The sequence below is a fragment of the Pseudomonas sp. NFX183 genome, from assembly GCF_047943075.1.
Lineage (GTDB): Bacteria > Pseudomonadota > Gammaproteobacteria > Pseudomonadales > Pseudomonadaceae > Aquipseudomonas.
The window spans coordinates 4,350,808-4,368,828 of the sequence record NZ_CP181333.1 but is presented as its reverse complement, the minus strand read 5'-3'; the positions used below and the strand labels follow the sequence as shown (position 1 = coordinate 4,368,828).

Below are 18,021 nucleotides of genomic sequence, written 5' to 3'. Positions count from 1 at the left end.
GTGGCTTGAACACAGCCCCGCGTATGCCCTTGAGCTAAATTCATATGTGGCGATGACACAGGCTGGACGGGGTCAGACGTTCGACCAGCCACTTCCTGCCTGTATCCTCAGCCTTCCAGACAACCTGCAGCGCGGGTTGCCACTACATTTCCGGGCCTCCCGCAGGCGGCGCCGATGCTGTTTTACACAGTGGTAGTTATGGACGGCGGCAGACTGCGAGCCGTCACATCACACCATTGCTGTTGCGCACCGCTTGCATGAATGCGCGAATCTTGTGGTGATCCTTGATGCCCTTGCCCTGCTCCACCCCACCGCTGACGTCGACGGCGTACGGCCGAACCTGCTCGATGGCAGCCCCGACATTCGCGGGGTTGAGCCCGCCGGCCAGGATAATCGGCTTGCTCAGCCCCTCTGGAATCAGCGTCCAGTCGAATGCTTCGCCCGTACCCCCCGGCACGCCTTCGACATAGGTATCCAACAGAATGCCACGAGCGCCAGTATAGGCAGCGCACGCGGCGGCGATGTCATCCCCGGCCTTGACACGCAGCGCCTTGATATACGGGCGTTGGTAGCTTTCACACTCGTCGGGGCTTTCATCGCCGTGAAACTGCAGCATGTCCAGTTGCACGGCATCCAGGGTTTCGTTGAGCTCGCAGCGACTGGCGTTGACGAACAAGCCAACGGTGGTCACGAACGGCGGCAACGCGGCGATGATTGCACGCGCCTGCAACACATTCACCGCCCGTGGGCTCCTGGCATAAAACACGAAACCGATGGCATCCGCCCCCGCCTCGACTGCCGCCAGCGCGTCTTCTATGCGGGTGATCCCGCAAATCTTGCTGCGAACGGCTGACATGTCGTAGAAACCTCAGGGGTTGAACCGAGAAAGTCCCGGATGGTAACAAAAGCTATTCCGGGCGTCAGCCGCCAAGTTCGCTGAAACCTGTGAGGAAGTGTGGCCCGATGAAACGATCCGGCAATTCGAACTCGTCGCGGTACTCCACGTCCACCAGATACAGGCCAAAAGGATGCGCCGTCACCCCACCTGTGCGGCGGATGCGACTTTCCAACACTTCTTTGGCCCACTCCACCGGGCGCTCGCCGGTGCCGATGGTCATCAACACGCCTGCAATATTGCGCACCATATGGTGCAGGAAGGCGCCGGCGCGGATATCCAGCACGATCATCTTGCCGTGACGGGTCACCCGCAGGTGATGGACTTCCTTGATCGGCGACTTGGCCTGGCACTGGCCGGCACGGAACGCGCTGAAATCATGCACACCGACCAAATGCTGCGCGGCCTCGGCCATGCGCTCGGCGTCCAGCGGGCGATGGTTCCAGGTGATTTCCTGGTTGAGGTGCGCCGGACGGATCTGGTCGTTGTAGATCACGTAGCGATAACGCCGGGCAATTGCCTTGAAGCGCGCATGAAAATGCGCAGGCATGACCTTGGCCCAAGTGACGCTGACGTCATGGGGCAAATTGATATTGGCGCCCATCACCCACGCTTTCATCGTGCGCTCGGCCTGGGTGTCAAAGTGCACTACCTGGCCACAGGCGTGCACACCGGCGTCGGTTCGCCCGGCGCACATCAGCGACACCGGCGAGTCGGCGACCTTGGACAAGGCATTTTCGAGGGTTTCCTGCACCGTCAACACACCCGAGGCCTGGCGCTGCCAGCCGCGATAGCGTGAGCCTTTGTATTCCACGCCCAGGGCGATGCGGTTAAAGCCTGCGGCCGCCATTTCGGCGGCCGCGTTATCTATATTTGCCAAGAACTGAGAGCCCGATGAGTTGCGCAAAGGCGGCCATTATAAAGGCGGCGCACGCATGAGGGGCGCTTTTGTTGCGAGGCCACACGCCAAACCAACTGTGGGAGCGGGCTTGCTCGCGAATGCAACGTGCCGGTCGCTCAATCAGCTAACCGGCACGTCACGCTCGCGAGCAAGCCTGCTCCCACACTGGTGTTACACCACCCTTCAGATTTTGCCGAGCATTTCCTTGGCTTCACCGCGCTGGGCTTCATCGCCCTCAGTCAGCACTTCGGACAAGATGTCGCGCGCGCCGTCGGCATCGCCCATGTCGATGTACGCCTGGGCCAGGTCGAGCTTGGTGGCCACTTCATCGGTGCCAGAGAGGAAATCGAACTCCGGCTCATCAGCGCCCAACGCCGCATCTTCAGCGGTAAAGGAAGGCTCGATCGGCGGATGCTCGAGGCTCTGGGACAGGCGATCGAGCTCCGCGTTGACATCGTCCAGCTCGGACGTGAAGGCATCCGGCTTGGCGGCCGGCGGCGCTTGCGGTTCGTCAGCCAGGGACAGGTCGAAGTCTTCCGGCAGGTCGAAATCATCCAGTGCGGCAGGGGTAAGGGTCGGCGGCTCAACGGCCGGCACATCCTTCATCTGGTCTTCAAGGCCCGAGAGGAAGTCATCGTCCGACTGCGTGGACGACGGCGCGTCCAGCTGCAAGTCCAGATCGAAGTCCGACATATCATCCGGGGCAGGCTTGGCTTGCGTCTGGCGCTGCAGGACCGACTCGAAACTCGACTCATCCTTGGGGCTGACCACGGCCGGCGAAGCGGCTTCCAGATCGTCCAGGCTCAAGTCGAAATCCGTATCGAACGCGTCGGGTTCCGGGGCCGGTGCTGCCGGTTTGTCTTCGAGCAGGTTTTTCACGTATTGAGCGTCCAGCGCCGCCGCGGCCACCGCAGCACTGACGCCCGCGGCCAACACGGCCATGGCCGGGAAGCGACTCTTGAGCTGCTCGACCTGAGCGTGGTTTTCACCCGTGGCCACCAGTTGACGCTCTTGCGTGACGAAGCCGTCCTTGTCGCTCTGCAGACCGTAGACTTCCATCAGCTTCAAACGCAGGTCACTGCGCTTGGGCTCGCGCTTGATCGCCTGCTCCAACACATCGGCGGCCTGATTCAGGTGACCACGGTCGATATGGGATTGAGCTTGTGCCAGCGCGTCGCTGGAGTTTACCGGGGCTACGGCGACCGCCAACGGCGCCAGCACGGAAGCCACGCTCGGCACCACCACAGGCTCAACCACGGGGGCAGGCGCAGGCGCGGCAGCCAGCTTGACGTTCGGCGGAGGCACTTCCAGGCCTTCGAAGCTGTCCGGTGGCAGGTCGTGATCCACACTCGGCGAGAACTGTGGCTCTTCAGCCAGCGCCCGCGCCATACGCAGGTGCTTTTCCTCTTCGAGGCGGGCGTTGCGGTGACGGGCCCACAGCAGCAGGAGCAACAACACCAGCAAGCCGGCAGCACCGCCGATGACCCCAAGGACAATCGGGTTGGTGAGCAGATCGTTGAATTTACCTTCGGTGGTGCTCGCCGGCGCGGCATCCGGCTTGATCGGCTCGGGCGTAGCCACCACGGCAGCCGGCGTCGCATCGGGTGCCGGCGCTGCCGCCGCAGTGGCCGCAGGCTCGCCTGGCAGCTGCGCGGGGATGGTTGCTGTCGTGGGCGCAGTGCCCGGCACTGCCGGGTTACCGCCCTGAGCCTGCAACTTGGCCAGTTGATCGTTTTTCAGTTGAATCAGCTTTTGCAACTTGTCCAGCTGGCTTTGCAGGTCGGCTGCGCGGCTTTTCAGCTCGGCATTGTCGCGGCGCGTGGTGTCCAGTTCTTCCTGGGTCATCGCCAGCTTGTCGCTCAATGCCCGACCGTCAGCGGCCCTGCCCTTGGCACCTTTCTTGGCGGACTCGGCCGACACCAGGCTCAAATTGTCCTTGGCATTGGTGCTCGAGGGCGCATCGCTTGCCTGGGTGCGCCGAGTGGCGTCGAGTTGCTGCTTGCCGGCGGCCTGATTATTGGCCGTGCGACGCCCCTGTCGCCAGGCGGCATTTTGCGCAGTGACTTCGGCAATCGCCTCCGGCTGCGGCAAGCTGGTGGCTTGCTGGCGATCCGGAAGACGCAGCACCTGGCCGGTTTTCAGGCGGTTGATATTGCCGTCGATGAAAGCATCAGGGTTGAGCGCCTGGATCGCCAGCATGGTTTGCTGGACCGACGCGCCGTTGCGGTTCTTCGCGGCAATTTCCCACAAGGTATCGCGAGAAGTCGTGGTGTGCTGCGCAGCTTTGCTGATCGGGGGCGCCGTGTTGGCAGGTGCCGACTGGGTCGGCGCACTCAAGCGCGGTGCAGGAGCGCTGGCGGTCGGTGCCGGCTGCTCGAACTTGGCCGGGTCGAGCAGCACACTGTAGTCGCGCATCAGGCGGCCGTTGGGCCATTGCACTTGAAGCAGAAAACGTACGTAGGAATCAGGCAGCGGCTTGCTGGAGGTAACGCGCACCACACTGCGGCCATTGGGGTTGATTACCGGGGTAAACGTCAGATCATTCAGAAACGCCTGGCGATCCACGCCGGCGTCCACAAACGCCTGGTCAGACGCCAGGCTCGGGGTGATCTCGGAGGCGGTGAGGCCGCCGACGTCGAGCAATTCGATTTCCACCGCCAACGGCTGGTTCAACTTCGACTTGAGGGTCATCTCCCCAAGCTGCAGCGCCTGCGCCATACCGGAAGACAGCGCCGAGGCGGCCGCTATTGCTAACACCAGTTTGCGAACTTGAACCATAGCCTCATCCTTTGTTTGAACACTCCCCGGCCTGCGAGAAGGTTGGTAACCGCTGCCATAAGGCATGGCGAGCCGATAGGTTACCGACGCGCTTCTGTTTCGCTTGGGGCCAAGCATAGCGCCTGGCTAGAATCAATCTACAAATTGCGGCCAAGTATCTTTTACACAAGGCCTTTTATCAACAACTGCGCCAGCTGCACGGCGTTCAATGCCGCGCCCTTGCGTACGTTATCTGACGTCAGCCACAGATTTAGTTCCGCCGGGTCGTCAACGCCCGCACGCACTCGTCCAACGTAGACCACATCCTGGCCGACCGCATCCCCAACGGCCGTAGGGTAGTCGCCCTCTTCCACCAGCTCGATCCCCGGCGCTGCCTCCAGTGCACGGTTGACAGCGGCCAGGTCGACCGGCGCGCCCAACTGCAATGACACTGTCAGGCTATCGCCAAAAAACACCGGGGCTTGAACGCAGGTTGCGGAAATCTTTAGCAGAGGTGTTTCCAGCACGGCGCGCAGTTCGTGTACGAGGCGTTTCTCCAGGGCTGTATGACCTTGGGCGTCAGGCGTGCCGACTTGCGCCAGCAGGTTGAAGGCCATCTGCCGATCAAAGAACTTCGGCTCCAGCGGGCGCACGTTCAGCAGCTCGGCGGTCTGGCGGGCCAGCTCGCTGACGGCCTCGCGACCCTGGGCCGAAACGGCCAGGTTGGCAGTGACGCTGACGCGCTGGATATCCAGCACGCCGCGCAACGGCGCCAGAACCACCGCCAGGTTGGTGGCCGACGGACTCGGGCTGCCGAGCTGGAAGGGCTTTTTCAGGCCCTTGAGAATATGCGCGTTGGCTTCCGGCACGACCTGAGGTGCCTGATCGGCCGGCAAGGCGCCGGAGAGGTCGATCACCGAGCAACCGGCCGCCGTGGCGCGTGGCGCGAAACTCAGGGTCACCGCCGGGCCTGCCGCGAAGAAGGCCAACTGGGCTTTTTTGAAGTCGAACTCATCAACTTCTTTGACCCGCACGTTTTTGCCGCGAAACGGCACCGAGGCGCCGGCCGAGTTGCTGCCCGCCAGCAGATACAGAGTGCCTACCGGAAAATCCAGCTCTTCGAGAATCTGCACCAGGGTTTCACCCACGGTGCCGGTTGCACCGATCACGGCGATTTCAAAGGTCTGGGTCATGGTGGCTGCCTCGGGCATTGCGGGGGGAGCGGCACTTTACCGGGTGGTGGGGAGTGAGGCAATTGGGCTGGGCCCTGGGGTGAGGCTGATGGCCCCATCGCGGGCAAGCCCGGCTCCCACATTTTGATTTGTGAACACAGTCAAATGTGGGAGCTGGCTTGCCTGCGATGAGGCCCTCAAGAGCAATAAAAAACCCGCGCCTGTCACCAGAACGCGGGTTTCTCACTCACCAGCAGCGATCAACGCTCCAGCAAAATCCGCAGCATGCGACGCAGCGGTTCAGCCGCGCCCCACAGCAGTTGGTCGCCGACGGTGAACGCGCCCAGGTACTGAGTCCCCATGTTCAGCTTGCGCAGACGGCCAACCGGTACATTCAGGGTGCCGGTGACCTTGGTTGGGCTCAGCTCCTGCATGCTGATGTCGCGGTTGTTCGGCACCAGCTTGACCCATGGGTTGTGCTGGCTGATCAGCCCTTCGATATCGGCGATCGGCACGTCTTTGTTCAGCTTGATGGTCAGCGCCTGGCTGTGGCAGCGCATGGCGCCGATGCGCACGCAGATGCCGTCCACCGGAATCGGGTTCTTGAAGCGACCGAGGATCTTGTTGGTCTCAGCCTGGGCCTTCCACTCTTCGCGGCTCTGGCCGTTCGGCAGTTCCTTGTCGATCCACGGGATCAGGCTACCGGCCAATGGCACGCCGAAGTTTTCGGTCGGGTAGGCATCGCTGCGCATGGCTTCGGCCACACGGCGGTCGATGTCGAGGATCGCGCTGGCAGGGTCGGCCAGTTGATCAGCCACAGCGGCGTGGGTGGCGCCCATTTGCTTGATCAGCTCGCGCATGTTCTGCGCACCGGCGCCGGAGGCCGCCTGATAGGTCATGGCGCTCATCCACTCGACCAGGCCAGCTTCGAACAAGCCGCCCAGGCCCATCAGCATCAGGCTGACGGTGCAGTTGCCGCCCACGTAGTTCTTGGTGCCAGCGTCCAGCTGCTGGTCAATCACCTTGCGGTTCACCGGGTCGAGGATGATCACGGCGTCGTCCTGCATGCGCAGGCTCGAGGCGGCGTCAATCCAGTAACCCTGCCAGCCGGCTTCGCGCAGCTTGGGGAAGACTTCGCTGGTGTAGTCGCCACCCTGGCAGGTTAAAATCACGTCGAGGGTTTTGAGCTCTTCAATGCTGTAGGCGTCTTTGAGCGGAGCAATATCCTTGCCCACGGACGGCCCTTGGCCACCCACGTTCGACGTGGTGAAAAACACCGGCTCAATAAGATCGAAATCCTGCTCTTCCAGCATCCGCTGCATGAGCACGGAACCGACCATACCGCGCCAACCGATCAGACCTACACGTTTCATCGCAACTACACCTTGTTAAAAAGTGGGCCGCCTTTCAGCAACAACTGCAAGCGGGCCCGAGAGATTACAGATTCCGCAGCGCGGCGACTACTGCGTCGCCCATTTCTTGCGTCCCAACCTTGGTGCAACCCTGCGACCAGATGTCGCCGGTGCGCAAACCCTGGTCCAGCACAAGGCTCACAGCCTTCTCGATCGCATCCGCCGCTTCACTCAGGTTGAAGCTGTAACGCAGCATCATCGACACCGACAAGATGGTCGCCAACGGGTTGGCAATGCCTTGGCCTGCAATATCCGGCGCCGAACCGTGGCACGGCTCGTACATGCCTTTATTGTTGGTGTCCAGGGACGCCGACGGCAGCATGCCGATGGAACCGGTGAGCATCGACGCCTGGTCAGACAGGATGTCGCCGAACAGGTTGTCGGTGACGATCACGTCGAACTGCTTGGGTGCACGCACCAGCTGCATGGCGGCGTTGTCGACGTACATGTGGCTCAGTTCGACGTCCGGGTAGTCCTTGGCCACTTCTTCGACGATTTCGCGCCACAGTTGACTGGAGGCCAGTACGTTGGCCTTGTCGACCGAGCAGACCTTCTTGCCGCGCACGCGGGCCATGTCGAAACCGACACGGGCGATACGGCGGATCTCGCTCTCGCTGTACGGCAGCGTGTCGTAGGCCTGACGCTCGCCATTTTCCAATTCACGCACACCGCGTGGCGAGCCGAAGTAGATACCGCCGGTCAGCTCGCGCACGATCAGGATGTCCAGGCCCGCCACCACTTCCGGCTTGAGGCTCGACGCATCGGCCAGCTGCGGGTACAGAATCGCCGGACGCAGGTTGCCGAACAGGCCCAGTTGCGCGCGAATCTTCAGCAGGCCGCGCTCCGGGCGGATGTCACGTTCGATTTTGTCCCACTTCGGGCCGCCCACGGCGCCGAGCAGTACGGCGTCGGCTGCACGGGCGCGGTCCAGGGTTTCGTCAGCCAGGGGCACGCCGTGCTTGTCGATGGCGGCGCCGCCGATCACGTCGTGGCTCAATTCGAAGCCCAGGCTGTACTTGCTGTTGGCCAATTCCAGGACTTTGACCGCTTCGGCCATGATTTCCGGACCAATACCGTCGCCAGGAAGAATCAGAATCTGCTTGCTCATGCGTTCCTCATTTCATCAAGCGACCCGCCCGTGGGCAGGTCGGGAAAATTAATCAGCGTTCGGCAAACACCACCAGCACGTCGGTGCTGAAGGTGCCGTCGGCTTGAATCTCGTAGTAATCGCGTACTTCCTGGCCCATCGCCTGCTGCAACTCAAGGATCGCGGCGCGCAATACCTCGGGCGTACGCATGCGCTCCACCCACGAGGTGTATTCCAGGCGCAGGCGCTGACGGCTGCTGTTGCGGACGTGCAAGCCGGCTTCGCTGAGCTGGCGCATCCATTCGGCGGCGGAGTAATCGCGCACGTGGCTGGTATCGCGCAGCACTTCGACGGTTTGCAGGTAAGTGTCCAACAGCGGGCTGCCCGGTGACAAGACATCGACAAATGCCGCGATGCCGCCAGGCTTGAGCACCCGACGCACCTCGCGAAAAGCCAGGCCAAGGTCGCTCCAGTGGTGGGCCGAGTAACGGCTGAACACGAAGTCGAACTCGCCATCGGCAAATGGCAGGCGCTCGGCGGCGCCATGCACGGTGCGGATGTTGTTCAGGCCACGCTCTTTTGCGGCGGCTGCCACCACGTCGAGCATTTGCTGGGACAGGTCGTAGGCCACCACTTCTTTAACCAGCGGCGCAACGTGGAAGCTCACATGCCCGGCACCGCAACCCAGGTCCAGCAGTCGTGCGGCGCCCTGCCCGGCCAGTTCGGCCTGCAGCAGTGCGAATTCGCTGCCTTGAGCGTGCACGGCACTGCTCAGGTAGGCCGAGGCCTGTTCGCCGAATTGTTTTTGCACGACTTGGGTGTGGGCGGTGTTGGTCATGGTGGCTTTCCTTGGGTTTTGGGGTGGTTGTACGACCGCTATCGCAGGCAAGCCAGCTCCCACAGTTGGAATGCATTCCAAGGTGGGAGTCGGGCTTGCCCGCGATGGGGTCCGCACGGTTACCGCAAATCAGGCATCGCGAAACAACCAGGGCTGGCTCGCCCGGTGCTTGGTTTCAAACGCGGCAATCGCATCGCCGTCCTGCAAGGTCAGGCCGATATCGTCCAGGCCATTGATCAGGCAGTGCTTACGGAACGCATCAACTTCAAAGTGATAGACCTTGCCGTCCGGACGGGTCACGGTCTGCGCGGCCAGGTCAACGGTCAGTTGGTAGCCGACATCGGCTTCGACCTGCTTGAACAGCTCGTCCACTTCGGCGTCGCTCAAGATGATCGGCAGCAAGCCGTTCTTGAAGCTGTTGTTGAAAAAGATGTCGGCGTAGCTCGGCGCGATGATGCTGCGAAAGCCATATTCTTCCAGGGCCCACGGCGCGTGTTCACGGCTGGAGCCGCAACCGAAGTTCTCGCGGGCCAGCAATACGCTGGCGCCTTGGTAACGCTCGGCGTTGAGCACAAAATCCTTGTTCAACGGGCGCTTGGAGTTGTCCTGGTAGGCGTAGCCCACGTCCAGGTAGCGCCACTCATCGAACAGGTTCGGGCCAAAGCCAGTGCGCTTGATCGACTTCAAGAACTGCTTGGGAATGATCTGGTCGGTGTCGACGTTGGCACGGTCCAATGGCGCGACAAGACCGGTGTGTTGGGTAAAAGCTCTCATCGGGTATTCCTCAGATCAATTCGCGAACGTCGATGAAACGACCGTTGACGGCAGCGGCGGCGGCCATGGCCGGGCTGACCAGGTGGGTACGCCCACCGGCGCCCTGACGCCCTTCGAAGTTACGGTTGGAGGTGGACGCGCAATGCTCGCCCGACTCCAAACGGTCCGGGTTCATCGCCAGGCACATGGAGCAGCCCGGCTCGCGCCATTCAAAACCGGCCTCAAGGAAGATCCTGTCCAGGCCCTCGGCTTCGGCTTGCGCTTTGACCAGGCCCGAACCTGGCACCACGATGGCTTGCTTGATGGTCGAGGCCACTTTGCGGCCTTTGGCGATCACCGCCGCGGCGCGCAGGTCTTCGATCCGCGAGTTGGTGCAAGAACCGATAAACACGCGGTCCAACTGGATGTCGGTAATCGCCTGGTTGGCTTTCAAGCCCATGTACTTCAAGGCGCGCTCGATGGAACCACGCTTGACCAGGTCGGTTTCCTTGGCCGGGTCCGGCACGTTCTGGTCAACGGCAAGGACCATTTCCGGCGAGGTGCCCCAGCTGACTTGCGGCTTGATCTGGGCGGCGTCGAGCTCAACCACCGTGTCGAACACTGCATCGGCGTCAGAGACCAGGTCTTTCCAGGCTTCGACCGCTGCGTCCCAATCGGCGCCTTGCGGGGCGAAGGGGCGGCCTTTGACGTATTCAACGGTTTTTTCGTCCGCCGCGACCATGCCGACACGGGCACCGGCTTCGATGGACATGTTGCAGATGGTCATGCGGCCTTCGATGGACAGGTCGCGGATGGCGCTGCCGGCGAACTCGATGGCATGGCCGTTGCCGCCGGCGGTACCGATCTTGCCGATCACGGCGAGCACGATGTCCTTGGCGGTCACGCCAAACGGCAAGGTGCCTTCGACTTTAACCAACATGTTCTTCATCTTTTTGGCGACCAGGCACTGGGTGGCGAACACATGCTCCACCTCGGAGGTGCCGATGCCATGGGCCAGAGCGCCGAACGCGCCGTGGGTGGAGGTGTGGGAGTCACCGCAAACCACGGTCATGCCTGGCAAGGTGGCGCCCTGCTCCGGGCCGATCACGTGCACGATGCCCTGACGCACGTCATTCATCTTGAATTCGGTGATGCCATATTCATCGCAATAGTCGTCGAGGGTTTGCACCTGCAAACGCGACACCTGGTCGGCAATGGCCTCGATGCCGCCCTTGCGCTCCGGGGTGGTCGGTACGTTGTGGTCCGGGGTGGCGATGATCGAGTCGACGCGCCAAGGCTTGCGCCCGGCCAGCCGCAGGCCTTCGAACGCTTGGGGCGAGGTCACTTCATGGATGATGTGACGGTCGATATAGATCAGCGACGAGCCATCGTCGCGCCGTTTCACTTCATGGGAATCCCAAAGCTTGTCGTAAAGCGTTTTGCCGGCCATCAGTCGGTCCTCATCATCGGTCTTTCTATGCCCCGGGCCTTGAGACATTCAATAACCCTTTGGCTTGTGAGGCTGATGGTATGGCGCTACATTAAATAACTCAAATTCATATTTTTTATGCTTTGGATTACCAACTGGAATACCTCAATGGACTTGGCCAACCTTAATGCCTTTATTGCCATCGCCGAGACCGGCAGCTTCTCCGGCGCCGGTGAACGCCTGCACCTGACCCAACCGGCCATCAGCAAGCGCATCGCCGGGCTGGAACAACAATTAAAGGTACGTTTATTCGACCGCCTGGGCCGTGAAGTCGGCCTGACCGAGGCCGGGCGTGCCCTGCTGCCACGTGCTTATCAGATTCTCAATGTGCTGGACGACACCCGCCGCGCGCTCACCAACCTGACCGGCGAAGTCAGCGGCCGCTTGACGTTGGCCACCAGCCACCACATCGGCCTGCACCGCCTGCCACCGATTTTGCGCACCTTTACCCGCGAGTACCCGAATGTGGCGCTGGATATTCAGTTCCTCGATTCGGAAGTGGCCTACGAGGAAATCCTCCATGGCCGCGCTGAAGTGGCCGTTATTACCCTGGCGCCCGATCCGCACAACCTGGTACGCGCCACACCGGTGTGGGACGACCCGCTGGATTTCGTGGTAGCGCCCGAGCACAGCCTGACCGCCAATGGCACGGTCAACCTGGCCGATATCGCCAAACACCCGGCGGTCTTCCCCGGTGGCAACACCTTTACCCACCATATTGTCAGCCGCTTGTTCGAAGCCCAGGGCCTGACGCCGAATATCGCCATGAGCACCAACTACCTGGAAACCATCAAGATGATGGTGTCCATCGGCCTGGCCTGGAGCGTGTTGCCGCGCACCATGCTTGATGAACAGGTGGCAAGTATCGCTTTGCCGGGCATACAGCTCAGTCGCCAGCTAGGCTATATCGTGCACACCGAAAGGACGCTGTCGAACGCTGCGCGGGCTTTCATGAGCCTATTGGATGCACAGGTCGATCTGCCAGGGACACCGGCATGAAGCTGTGCGGCCTCAAGGTCTGAATAAACCGCGCCGAACGCCCATTGAGCCAAGGCCCTTTGATAATGCGCAACCCCGTCGATTCCGTGCCACCCCTGCCCCGCATTTACGCCCTGGACCCTCAAGAGGCGGAACGAAGCTGGGACAGCGCCCCGCAGTTGCTGGCAGCCCTCAATGCTGCCCGCCTGGGCGCATGGTGCTGGGAAATCGACACCGGCAGGATCAGTTGGTCACGCGGCACCCAGGCGCTGTTCGGCTACGATCCGCGCCAGCCGCTGCCCAAAGACCTGGATTACCTGGATCTGCTCGCGCCGTCGGACCGCGCGCGCGTGGTGCGGGCCTTTCACGCCGTGCTGGCGGGCGAGCCGTTTGAGCAGGCCATGCACCACCACATCCAATGGCCGGATGGCAGCCATCACTGGCTGGAAATCAACGGCAGCCTGGCACCGGACAAGACCGGCCGGCGCCGCATGATCGGCGTGATCCGCGAAACCACTCGCCAGCGCGAGCGCGAGCACGCCCTTATCCACTCGGAAAAACGCTTCGCCACGCTGTTTCATCTGTGCCCCAATATGGTCCTGCTGACCCGCCAGGCCGACGGCCTGATCAGCGAGGCCAACCAGTATTTCGAGATGCTCTTCGGCTGGCCCGTGGCCCAGGCCATCGGCCGCACCACGCTGGACCTGGGCCTGTGGCGTGACCCGCAACAGCGTGCGCTGCTGGTCAGGGCCACCCAACGCAAGGGCGAACCCATCAGCATGGAAGTGCAGTTCTGCGCCAGCAATGGCCAGATCCACGACGGCACCTTGAGCGCACAAAAAGTCGAGCTGGAGGGTGAGGCCTACCTGATCAGCACGTTTGTCGACACCACCGAACGCAAAAACGCCGAACAGGCGCTCAAGGACAGCCAGGAGCGCCTTGACCTGGCCCTGGATTCGGCACAGCTGGGCACCTGGGACTGGCATATCCCCAGCGGCATGCTCTATGGCTCGGCCCGCGCGGCGCAACTGCACGGCCTGGAGGCGTTGCCGTTTCACGAACCTTTCGATGCGTTTTTTGAAGGCATGTCCGATGAAGAACGCGAGGGCATGCGCAACGCCTATCGCAGCCTGCGCGAAGGCCCGGGCGGCAACTACCAGTTGACCTACCGCGTCCAGATGGAGGACGGCAGCGCTCGTTACCTGGAGAGCCGCGCGCGGCTGTATCGCGACGAATCGGGCAAACCGTTGCGCATGGCCGGCACCTTGCTGGATATCACCGACCAGGTGGAACGCGAGCAGCGCATCACCGCCTCCGAAGAAAAGTTCGCCAGTCTGTTCCAGGCCAGCCCCGACCCGATCTGCGTGACCTACCTGGACAGCGGCGCCTTTATCGAAATCAACCCCGCGTTTACGCAGACCTTTGGCTGGACCGCCGCCGAGGTGCTCGACAAAAGCGCCGACCAGATCGGGCTGTGGGATGACTCGAGCAAGCGCCTGCAACGTATCGAGCGGGTGATTCGCGAGCAGTCATTAAACAATGTCGCCATTGGGGTGCATCACAAAAATGGTCAAAGCCTGACCTGCGTGATTTCCAGCCGCTTGATCAAGGTCGGCGACCAACCCTGCATCGTCACGACCCTGCGCGATATCACCCAGCAACAACGCTCCGAGGCCGCCCTTAAAGCCAGCGAAGAAAAATTCGCCAAGGCCTTCCATTCAAGCCCCGACGCCATCTCCATCACCGAACGTGACACCGGCCGTTATGTGGAGGTCAATGACGGCTTCTGCCGCCTCACCGGCTACCGCGCCGAGGAGGCCATCGGCCTGACGCTGTATCAGATCGGCATCTGGGCTGATGAGAATCAGCGTGCGGCGCTGCTGGCCGAACTGCAGATCAAGGGCCGAATTCATCACCTGGAAATGCTTTGGCACAACAAACGTGGCGAATTGTTGGCCGTGGAGGTGTCGGTCGAACCGATCACCCTCAATGAAACGCCGTGCCTGCTGCTGACGGCGCGGGACGTGAGCCTGCTGAAAAACGCCCAGGCGCAGATCCGTCACCTGGCCTATCACGACCCGCTGACCAACCTGCCCAATCGTGCGTTGCTGATGGACCGCCTGAGCCAGCAGATCGCCCTGCTCAAACGCCATAACCTGCGGGGCGCCCTGCTGTTTCTCGACCTCGATCATTTCAAGCACATCAACGATTCCCTCGGCCACCCGGTGGGCGACACCGTGCTGAAAATCGTCACCGCACGCCTCGAAGCCAGCGTGCGCATGGAAGATACGGTGGCGCGCCTGGGCGGCGATGAGTTCGTGGTGCTGCTCAGCGGCCTGGAAGGTACACGCGTGGAAGTCAGCGCTCAGGTACAGGAACTGGCGGACACCCTGCGCGAATTGCTCTCGGAACCGATGTTCCTCGACGGCCATCGCCTGCAGGTCACGCCGAGCATTGGCGTGGCGCTGATCCCCGACCACGGCTCGACACCCGCAGACCTGCTCAAGCGAGCCGACATTGCGCTGTATCGGGCCAAGGATTCAGGACGCAACACCACGCAGATGTTTCATAACAGCATGCAGAAAACCGCCAGTGAACGCCTGCGCATGGAGACCGACCTGCGTCTGGCGCTGTCACGCGGTGAGTTCAGCGTGCATTACCAGCCTCAAGTGGATGCGCGCGGCAACCGCATCATCGGTGCCGAAGCGCTGGTGCGCTGGCAGCACCCGCAACTGGGAGCGCAGTCACCCACCGAATTTATCAAAGTGCTGGAAGACAGCGGCCTGATCCTGGAAGTCGGCACCTGGATTCTTGATGAAGCCTGCGGCGCCTTTGCCCAATTGATCGCCGATGGCCTGGTGGACCCGTTGAATTTCAGCCTGTGCGTGAATATAAGCCCGCGCCAGTTTCGCCAGAACGACTTCGTGGAGCGGGTGGAGCGCTGCCTCAAGCAGCATCACCTGCCGTATAGCCTGCTGAAACTGGAAATTACCGAAGGCATCGTGATTCAGAACCTGGATGACACCGTGGCCAAGATGCGCCGCCTGAAAAAACTCGGCGTAAGTTTTGCCATGGATGACTTCGGCACCGGCTATTCGTCGCTGACCTACCTCAAGCGCCTGCCGGTGGATGCGTTGAAGATCGATCAGTCCTTTGTGCGCGACGCCACCCACGACCCCAACGATGCCGAAATCATCCGCGCCATCGTCGCCATGGCGTGCAGCTTGAACCTGGAAGTGATCGCCGAGGGCGTGGAAACCCCGGAACAACTGGCATTCCTGCAAAAGCTGGGCTGCCATTTGTTCCAGGGGTATTTACACAGCCGGCCTTTGCCCATCGAGGCGTTCAGGAAGCTATTGGTGTGACCCTTACACCAGCTTCAATGCGCGAAACCCGCCGTTCATCCATCGCGATGACGCCAGGTCCTGCTTTCGCCCATAGAAATCCAGCGCACCATTGATGACCGCGACCGAGTGGCCAGTGTCCGCCAGCGTGCCGACCGCGCCGCGGGCCAGTTCTTCAACCGTGCTTTCACGTATATAGGCATACAACCCAAGCCGCCGAAGCGCCTCCCCCGGGTGCTCGCCGTCGTTGAGGGTGTGCAGGGCCGTTGCATAACTCTGCCCGGCGCGCATGTCGTTATTTTCCAGGTGCGCGCGCTTGGCACTGACCGCGTACAAGAAGTTGGCGTAGTTGATCAACTGCGTATTGCTGCCGTGGAAGTTTGACGCGACGATGGCCTGGCGCAGCTCATCATGGGTCACCGTCAGCGTGAAGGAGTCCCTCATGACCACCTCAAAACCGTCGGCGGTGACTTGGATGCGCTTATAGATCCCCTGGGGGTCCTGCCAGAACCGGATGATCGCCGCCTTGATCGCCGACACCGTGACGCAATTGCCTTCCACGCCCTGATAAAAACCACCCCAGATCTGTTCGGGCGTCATGCCGGACACGACATCGGACACCTGCCGGGCGTTGTCGGGTGCCGCCGGCTTGTCGTCGAACAATACGTACCCGTAACCCTGCCTGGTCTGGCGCCGCTCGTCGTAATGATGGCTTACACCGTCCATCACCAGCGCCGAGCCAAAGTTGTGAGTCTCCATGACCCCCACCGCGCCCTTTGCCTGCATGGCACTTGACGGCACGTACTGGCACAGGCCGAACAGGCCCATGCCCTGCAAACACCGCAGGACGGTTTCGCCCTCCAGCGTTTTTGCCAGCGCGGCTTCAAACGTCGGGTAATTGCCGGTCAGTTGCTTGCGCTTTACGAACGCCGCGAACACAAAGTTGGCATCCTTGACTGCCCCGCTATCGTCGCCGCTGAACCTCGAAGCCTGCGTCGCCTGCGCCAACTCCTGGCGAGACAACTGAACCTTGAACTCGTCCTTCATGGTGATGTGATAGCCATCGCCCGTGGCAGTCAGCGCATTGAACATGCCAGCCGGGTGTTGCCCGAAGGTTGTCATCATCAGTTTGATGACGGCTGCGTGGGTGCTGGTGTCAAAGTGCTCGCCAAACTCCCCCCGCGCCGCATTGAATGCACGGATGATATGCGCAGGTTTTTCCCCCGCACGTTTTGACGAAAACACCGAAGCCGCGTCGTCGTACCCGTTGGCCGGCGAGCCTGGGCCATTACTTGCTGTGATATTCATTCACTGATTTCCTGAGACTTACCGAAGCAATAACCTGCAAAACACAATCGGGGCGAGGCGGCGTTGCGATGGGTTGAGCCGCCCGCATCGCCTGTGGTCGCCCCCTAGAAAAGCGCTATCGCTTGACCACGGGCAGGCGTGGCGCCCCTGCGCCCCCACAACTCTTCGCGGCCGTTGATCACCGCCACCGAATGCCCGGTGCGATTGCACATGCCCAATTGCCCACGGGCGAGTTCCCGCACAGAGACCGTTTTCATGTGCTTGCGCAGCCCCAGCCGCATGAACCCCTCCCCTGGCCCACGCTCATCCTCACCGTTATTCAGGCTGCGAATCGCCGCCTGATAACTTCTGCCCGCCGTGTAATCGTTGTTTTCCATCTGTGCACGCTTGGCACTGACCGCAAACAGAAATTGCGCATCCTTGAGCATGCCCTTGTCCTGCCCTCTGAACCTGGCGCCTCGCGCACCTTCGGCCAATTCACGGTCAGTCAGCGTGAGCTGAAAGTCATCGCGCATCACCACTCGATAACCGCCGCTGAGGCGGGTGACTTGTTGGTAGATATCCGTGGGGCTTTGACCAAATCGGTGCATCGCCGCCTTGATCGCCGACACCGTCACGCAGTTGCCATCAGGCCCTTGGCGAAACCCACTCCAGATGTTGTCCGGCTTCGCACCGCCGCGCTTGTTTGAAAGGCACGGGAGCGCGGCTTCGGAATTGGGCCTGGGAGTGACCGGCTCATGCACTACCGACGGATTGACCGGTGGCGTGGGTATAACGGGGACTAACTTATCTTTGCCTGCCGACAACACCCTCAGTATCTGAGTCAATAAAGAACTCAACAGCACCGCAAACGACTGCACCGCATCGCGTTCATTATGGCCGCGCACCCGACGCGCTGAACCGTTGATAGATGGCCGACAAACAGTCGCAGCAGTCTTTCTTTCAATCACGTTCAAGTGAACATCCGCTGCATGATTGGCACTTGTTAAATCACTATTGATCACCTGCCGGACATCGATGACACGCGCGATATTATTAATTAAACAGTTAGACATATTCCCCCCCATTGAGCAGGCGCCTCTTCGCA

The 18,021-nt window shown here is 61.4% G+C and carries 13 protein-coding genes; 2 read left to right on the top strand and 11 right to left on the bottom strand.

Going from position 1 to position 18,021, the window contains the following annotated elements:
• Positions 1-223 precede the first annotated feature (223 nt).
• From ACM530_RS20440 to leuC, 9 genes are all read right to left on the bottom strand, one after another.
• Positions 224-856, bottom strand: coding sequence for a phosphoribosylanthranilate isomerase (locus ACM530_RS20440; protein WP_145166127.1), 633 nt, complete (start codon positions 854-856; stop codon positions 224-226).
• Between the two features lie 64 nt (positions 857-920).
• Positions 921-1,745, bottom strand: coding sequence for a tRNA pseudouridine(38-40) synthase TruA (gene truA, locus ACM530_RS20435; protein WP_106576685.1), 825 nt, complete (start codon positions 1,743-1,745; stop codon positions 921-923).
• Between the two features lie 234 nt (positions 1,746-1,979).
• Complete coding sequence (locus ACM530_RS20430) at positions 1,980-4,574, bottom strand: FimV/HubP family polar landmark protein (protein ID WP_416362999.1); 2,595 nt, start codon at positions 4,572-4,574, stop codon at positions 1,980-1,982.
• A 161-nt stretch (positions 4,575-4,735) separates the two neighbouring features.
• On the bottom strand, positions 4,736-5,746 hold the full coding sequence (locus tag ACM530_RS20425; RefSeq protein ID WP_369301083.1) for an aspartate-semialdehyde dehydrogenase: 1,011 nt from the start codon (positions 5,744-5,746) through the stop codon (positions 4,736-4,738).
• Between the two features lie 239 nt (positions 5,747-5,985).
• Positions 5,986-7,098: an aspartate-semialdehyde dehydrogenase gene (gene asd / locus ACM530_RS20420; RefSeq protein WP_058412147.1), complete on the bottom strand. Its 1,113-nt coding sequence runs from the start codon at positions 7,096-7,098 to the stop codon at positions 5,986-5,988.
• A gap of 64 nt (positions 7,099-7,162) precedes the next feature.
• Positions 7,163-8,245, bottom strand: coding sequence for a 3-isopropylmalate dehydrogenase (leuB, locus tag ACM530_RS20415; protein ID WP_021491199.1), 1,083 nt, complete (start codon positions 8,243-8,245; stop codon positions 7,163-7,165).
• Positions 8,246-8,297: 52 nt separating this feature from the next.
• On the bottom strand, positions 8,298-9,062 hold the full coding sequence (locus ACM530_RS20410; RefSeq protein ID WP_416362998.1) for a class I SAM-dependent methyltransferase: 765 nt from the start codon (positions 9,060-9,062) through the stop codon (positions 8,298-8,300).
• Positions 9,063-9,191: 129 nt separating this feature from the next.
• Positions 9,192-9,836 (bottom strand): 3-isopropylmalate dehydratase small subunit, encoded by a 645-nt coding sequence (leuD, locus tag ACM530_RS20405; protein ID WP_094953214.1) that lies wholly within the window; start codon positions 9,834-9,836, stop codon positions 9,192-9,194.
• Positions 9,837-9,846: 10 nt separating this feature from the next.
• Positions 9,847-11,265 carry a 3-isopropylmalate dehydratase large subunit gene (gene leuC / locus ACM530_RS20400; protein WP_416365108.1) on the bottom strand — a complete coding sequence of 473 codons (1,419 nt, stop codon included), beginning with the start codon at positions 11,263-11,265 and terminating at the stop codon, positions 9,847-9,849.
• A gap of 147 nt (positions 11,266-11,412) precedes the next feature.
• Between leuC and ACM530_RS20395 the strand changes: the two genes are divergently transcribed.
• Both ACM530_RS20395 and ACM530_RS20390 read left to right on the top strand, forming a co-directional pair.
• Positions 11,413-12,303: a LysR family transcriptional regulator gene (locus tag ACM530_RS20395; RefSeq protein WP_106576678.1), complete on the top strand. Its 891-nt coding sequence runs from the start codon at positions 11,413-11,415 to the stop codon at positions 12,301-12,303.
• A gap of 65 nt (positions 12,304-12,368) precedes the next feature.
• Entirely contained in the window at positions 12,369-15,647 is a 3,279-nt protein-coding gene (locus ACM530_RS20390; RefSeq protein WP_416362997.1) for an EAL domain-containing protein, read from the top strand.
• Between the two features lie 3 nt (positions 15,648-15,650).
• Here the strand turns inward: ACM530_RS20390 and ACM530_RS20385 are convergent, their stop codons facing one another.
• Both ACM530_RS20385 and ACM530_RS20380 read right to left on the bottom strand, forming a co-directional pair.
• The gene (locus ACM530_RS20385) at positions 15,651-16,934 is read right to left on the bottom strand and encodes a hypothetical protein (protein ID WP_416362996.1); all 1,284 of its coding nucleotides are present in this window, start codon (positions 16,932-16,934) and stop codon (positions 15,651-15,653) included.
• A 104-nt stretch (positions 16,935-17,038) separates the two neighbouring features.
• The gene (locus ACM530_RS20380; RefSeq protein ID WP_416362995.1) at positions 17,039-17,989 is read right to left on the bottom strand and encodes a hypothetical protein; all 951 of its coding nucleotides are present in this window, start codon (positions 17,987-17,989) and stop codon (positions 17,039-17,041) included.
• Between the last annotated feature and the right edge of the window lie 32 nt (positions 17,990-18,021).

Excerpts from the sequence above, each read along its gene's own strand:
- ACM530_RS20440 (WP_145166127.1), bottom strand. The coding sequence starts at position 856 with ATGTCAGCCGTTCGCAGCAAGATTTGCGGGATCACCCGCATAGAAGAC.
- truA (WP_106576685.1), bottom strand. The coding sequence starts at position 1,745 with ATGGCGGCCGCAGGCTTTAACCGCATCGCCCTGGGCGTGGAATACAAA.
- ACM530_RS20430 (WP_416362999.1), bottom strand. The coding sequence starts at position 4,574 with ATGGTTCAAGTTCGCAAACTGGTGTTAGCAATAGCGGCCGCCTCGGCG.
- ACM530_RS20425 (WP_369301083.1), bottom strand. The coding sequence starts at position 5,746 with ATGACCCAGACCTTTGAAATCGCCGTGATCGGTGCAACCGGCACCGTG.
- asd (WP_058412147.1), bottom strand. The coding sequence starts at position 7,098 with ATGAAACGTGTAGGTCTGATCGGTTGGCGCGGTATGGTCGGTTCCGTG.
- leuB (WP_021491199.1), bottom strand. The coding sequence starts at position 8,245 with ATGAGCAAGCAGATTCTGATTCTTCCTGGCGACGGTATTGGTCCGGAA.
- ACM530_RS20410 (WP_416362998.1), bottom strand. The coding sequence starts at position 9,062 with ATGACCAACACCGCCCACACCCAAGTCGTGCAAAAACAATTCGGCGAA.
- leuD (WP_094953214.1), bottom strand. The coding sequence starts at position 9,836 with ATGAGAGCTTTTACCCAACACACCGGTCTTGTCGCGCCATTGGACCGT.
- leuC (WP_416365108.1), bottom strand. The coding sequence starts at position 11,265 with ATGGCCGGCAAAACGCTTTACGACAAGCTTTGGGATTCCCATGAAGTG.
- ACM530_RS20395 (WP_106576678.1), top strand. The coding sequence starts at position 11,413 with ATGGACTTGGCCAACCTTAATGCCTTTATTGCCATCGCCGAGACCGGC.
- ACM530_RS20390 (WP_416362997.1), top strand. The coding sequence starts at position 12,369 with ATGCGCAACCCCGTCGATTCCGTGCCACCCCTGCCCCGCATTTACGCC.
- ACM530_RS20385 (WP_416362996.1), bottom strand. The coding sequence starts at position 16,934 with ATGAATATCACAGCAAGTAATGGCCCAGGCTCGCCGGCCAACGGGTAC.
- ACM530_RS20380 (WP_416362995.1), bottom strand. The coding sequence starts at position 17,989 with ATGTCTAACTGTTTAATTAATAATATCGCGCGTGTCATCGATGTCCGG.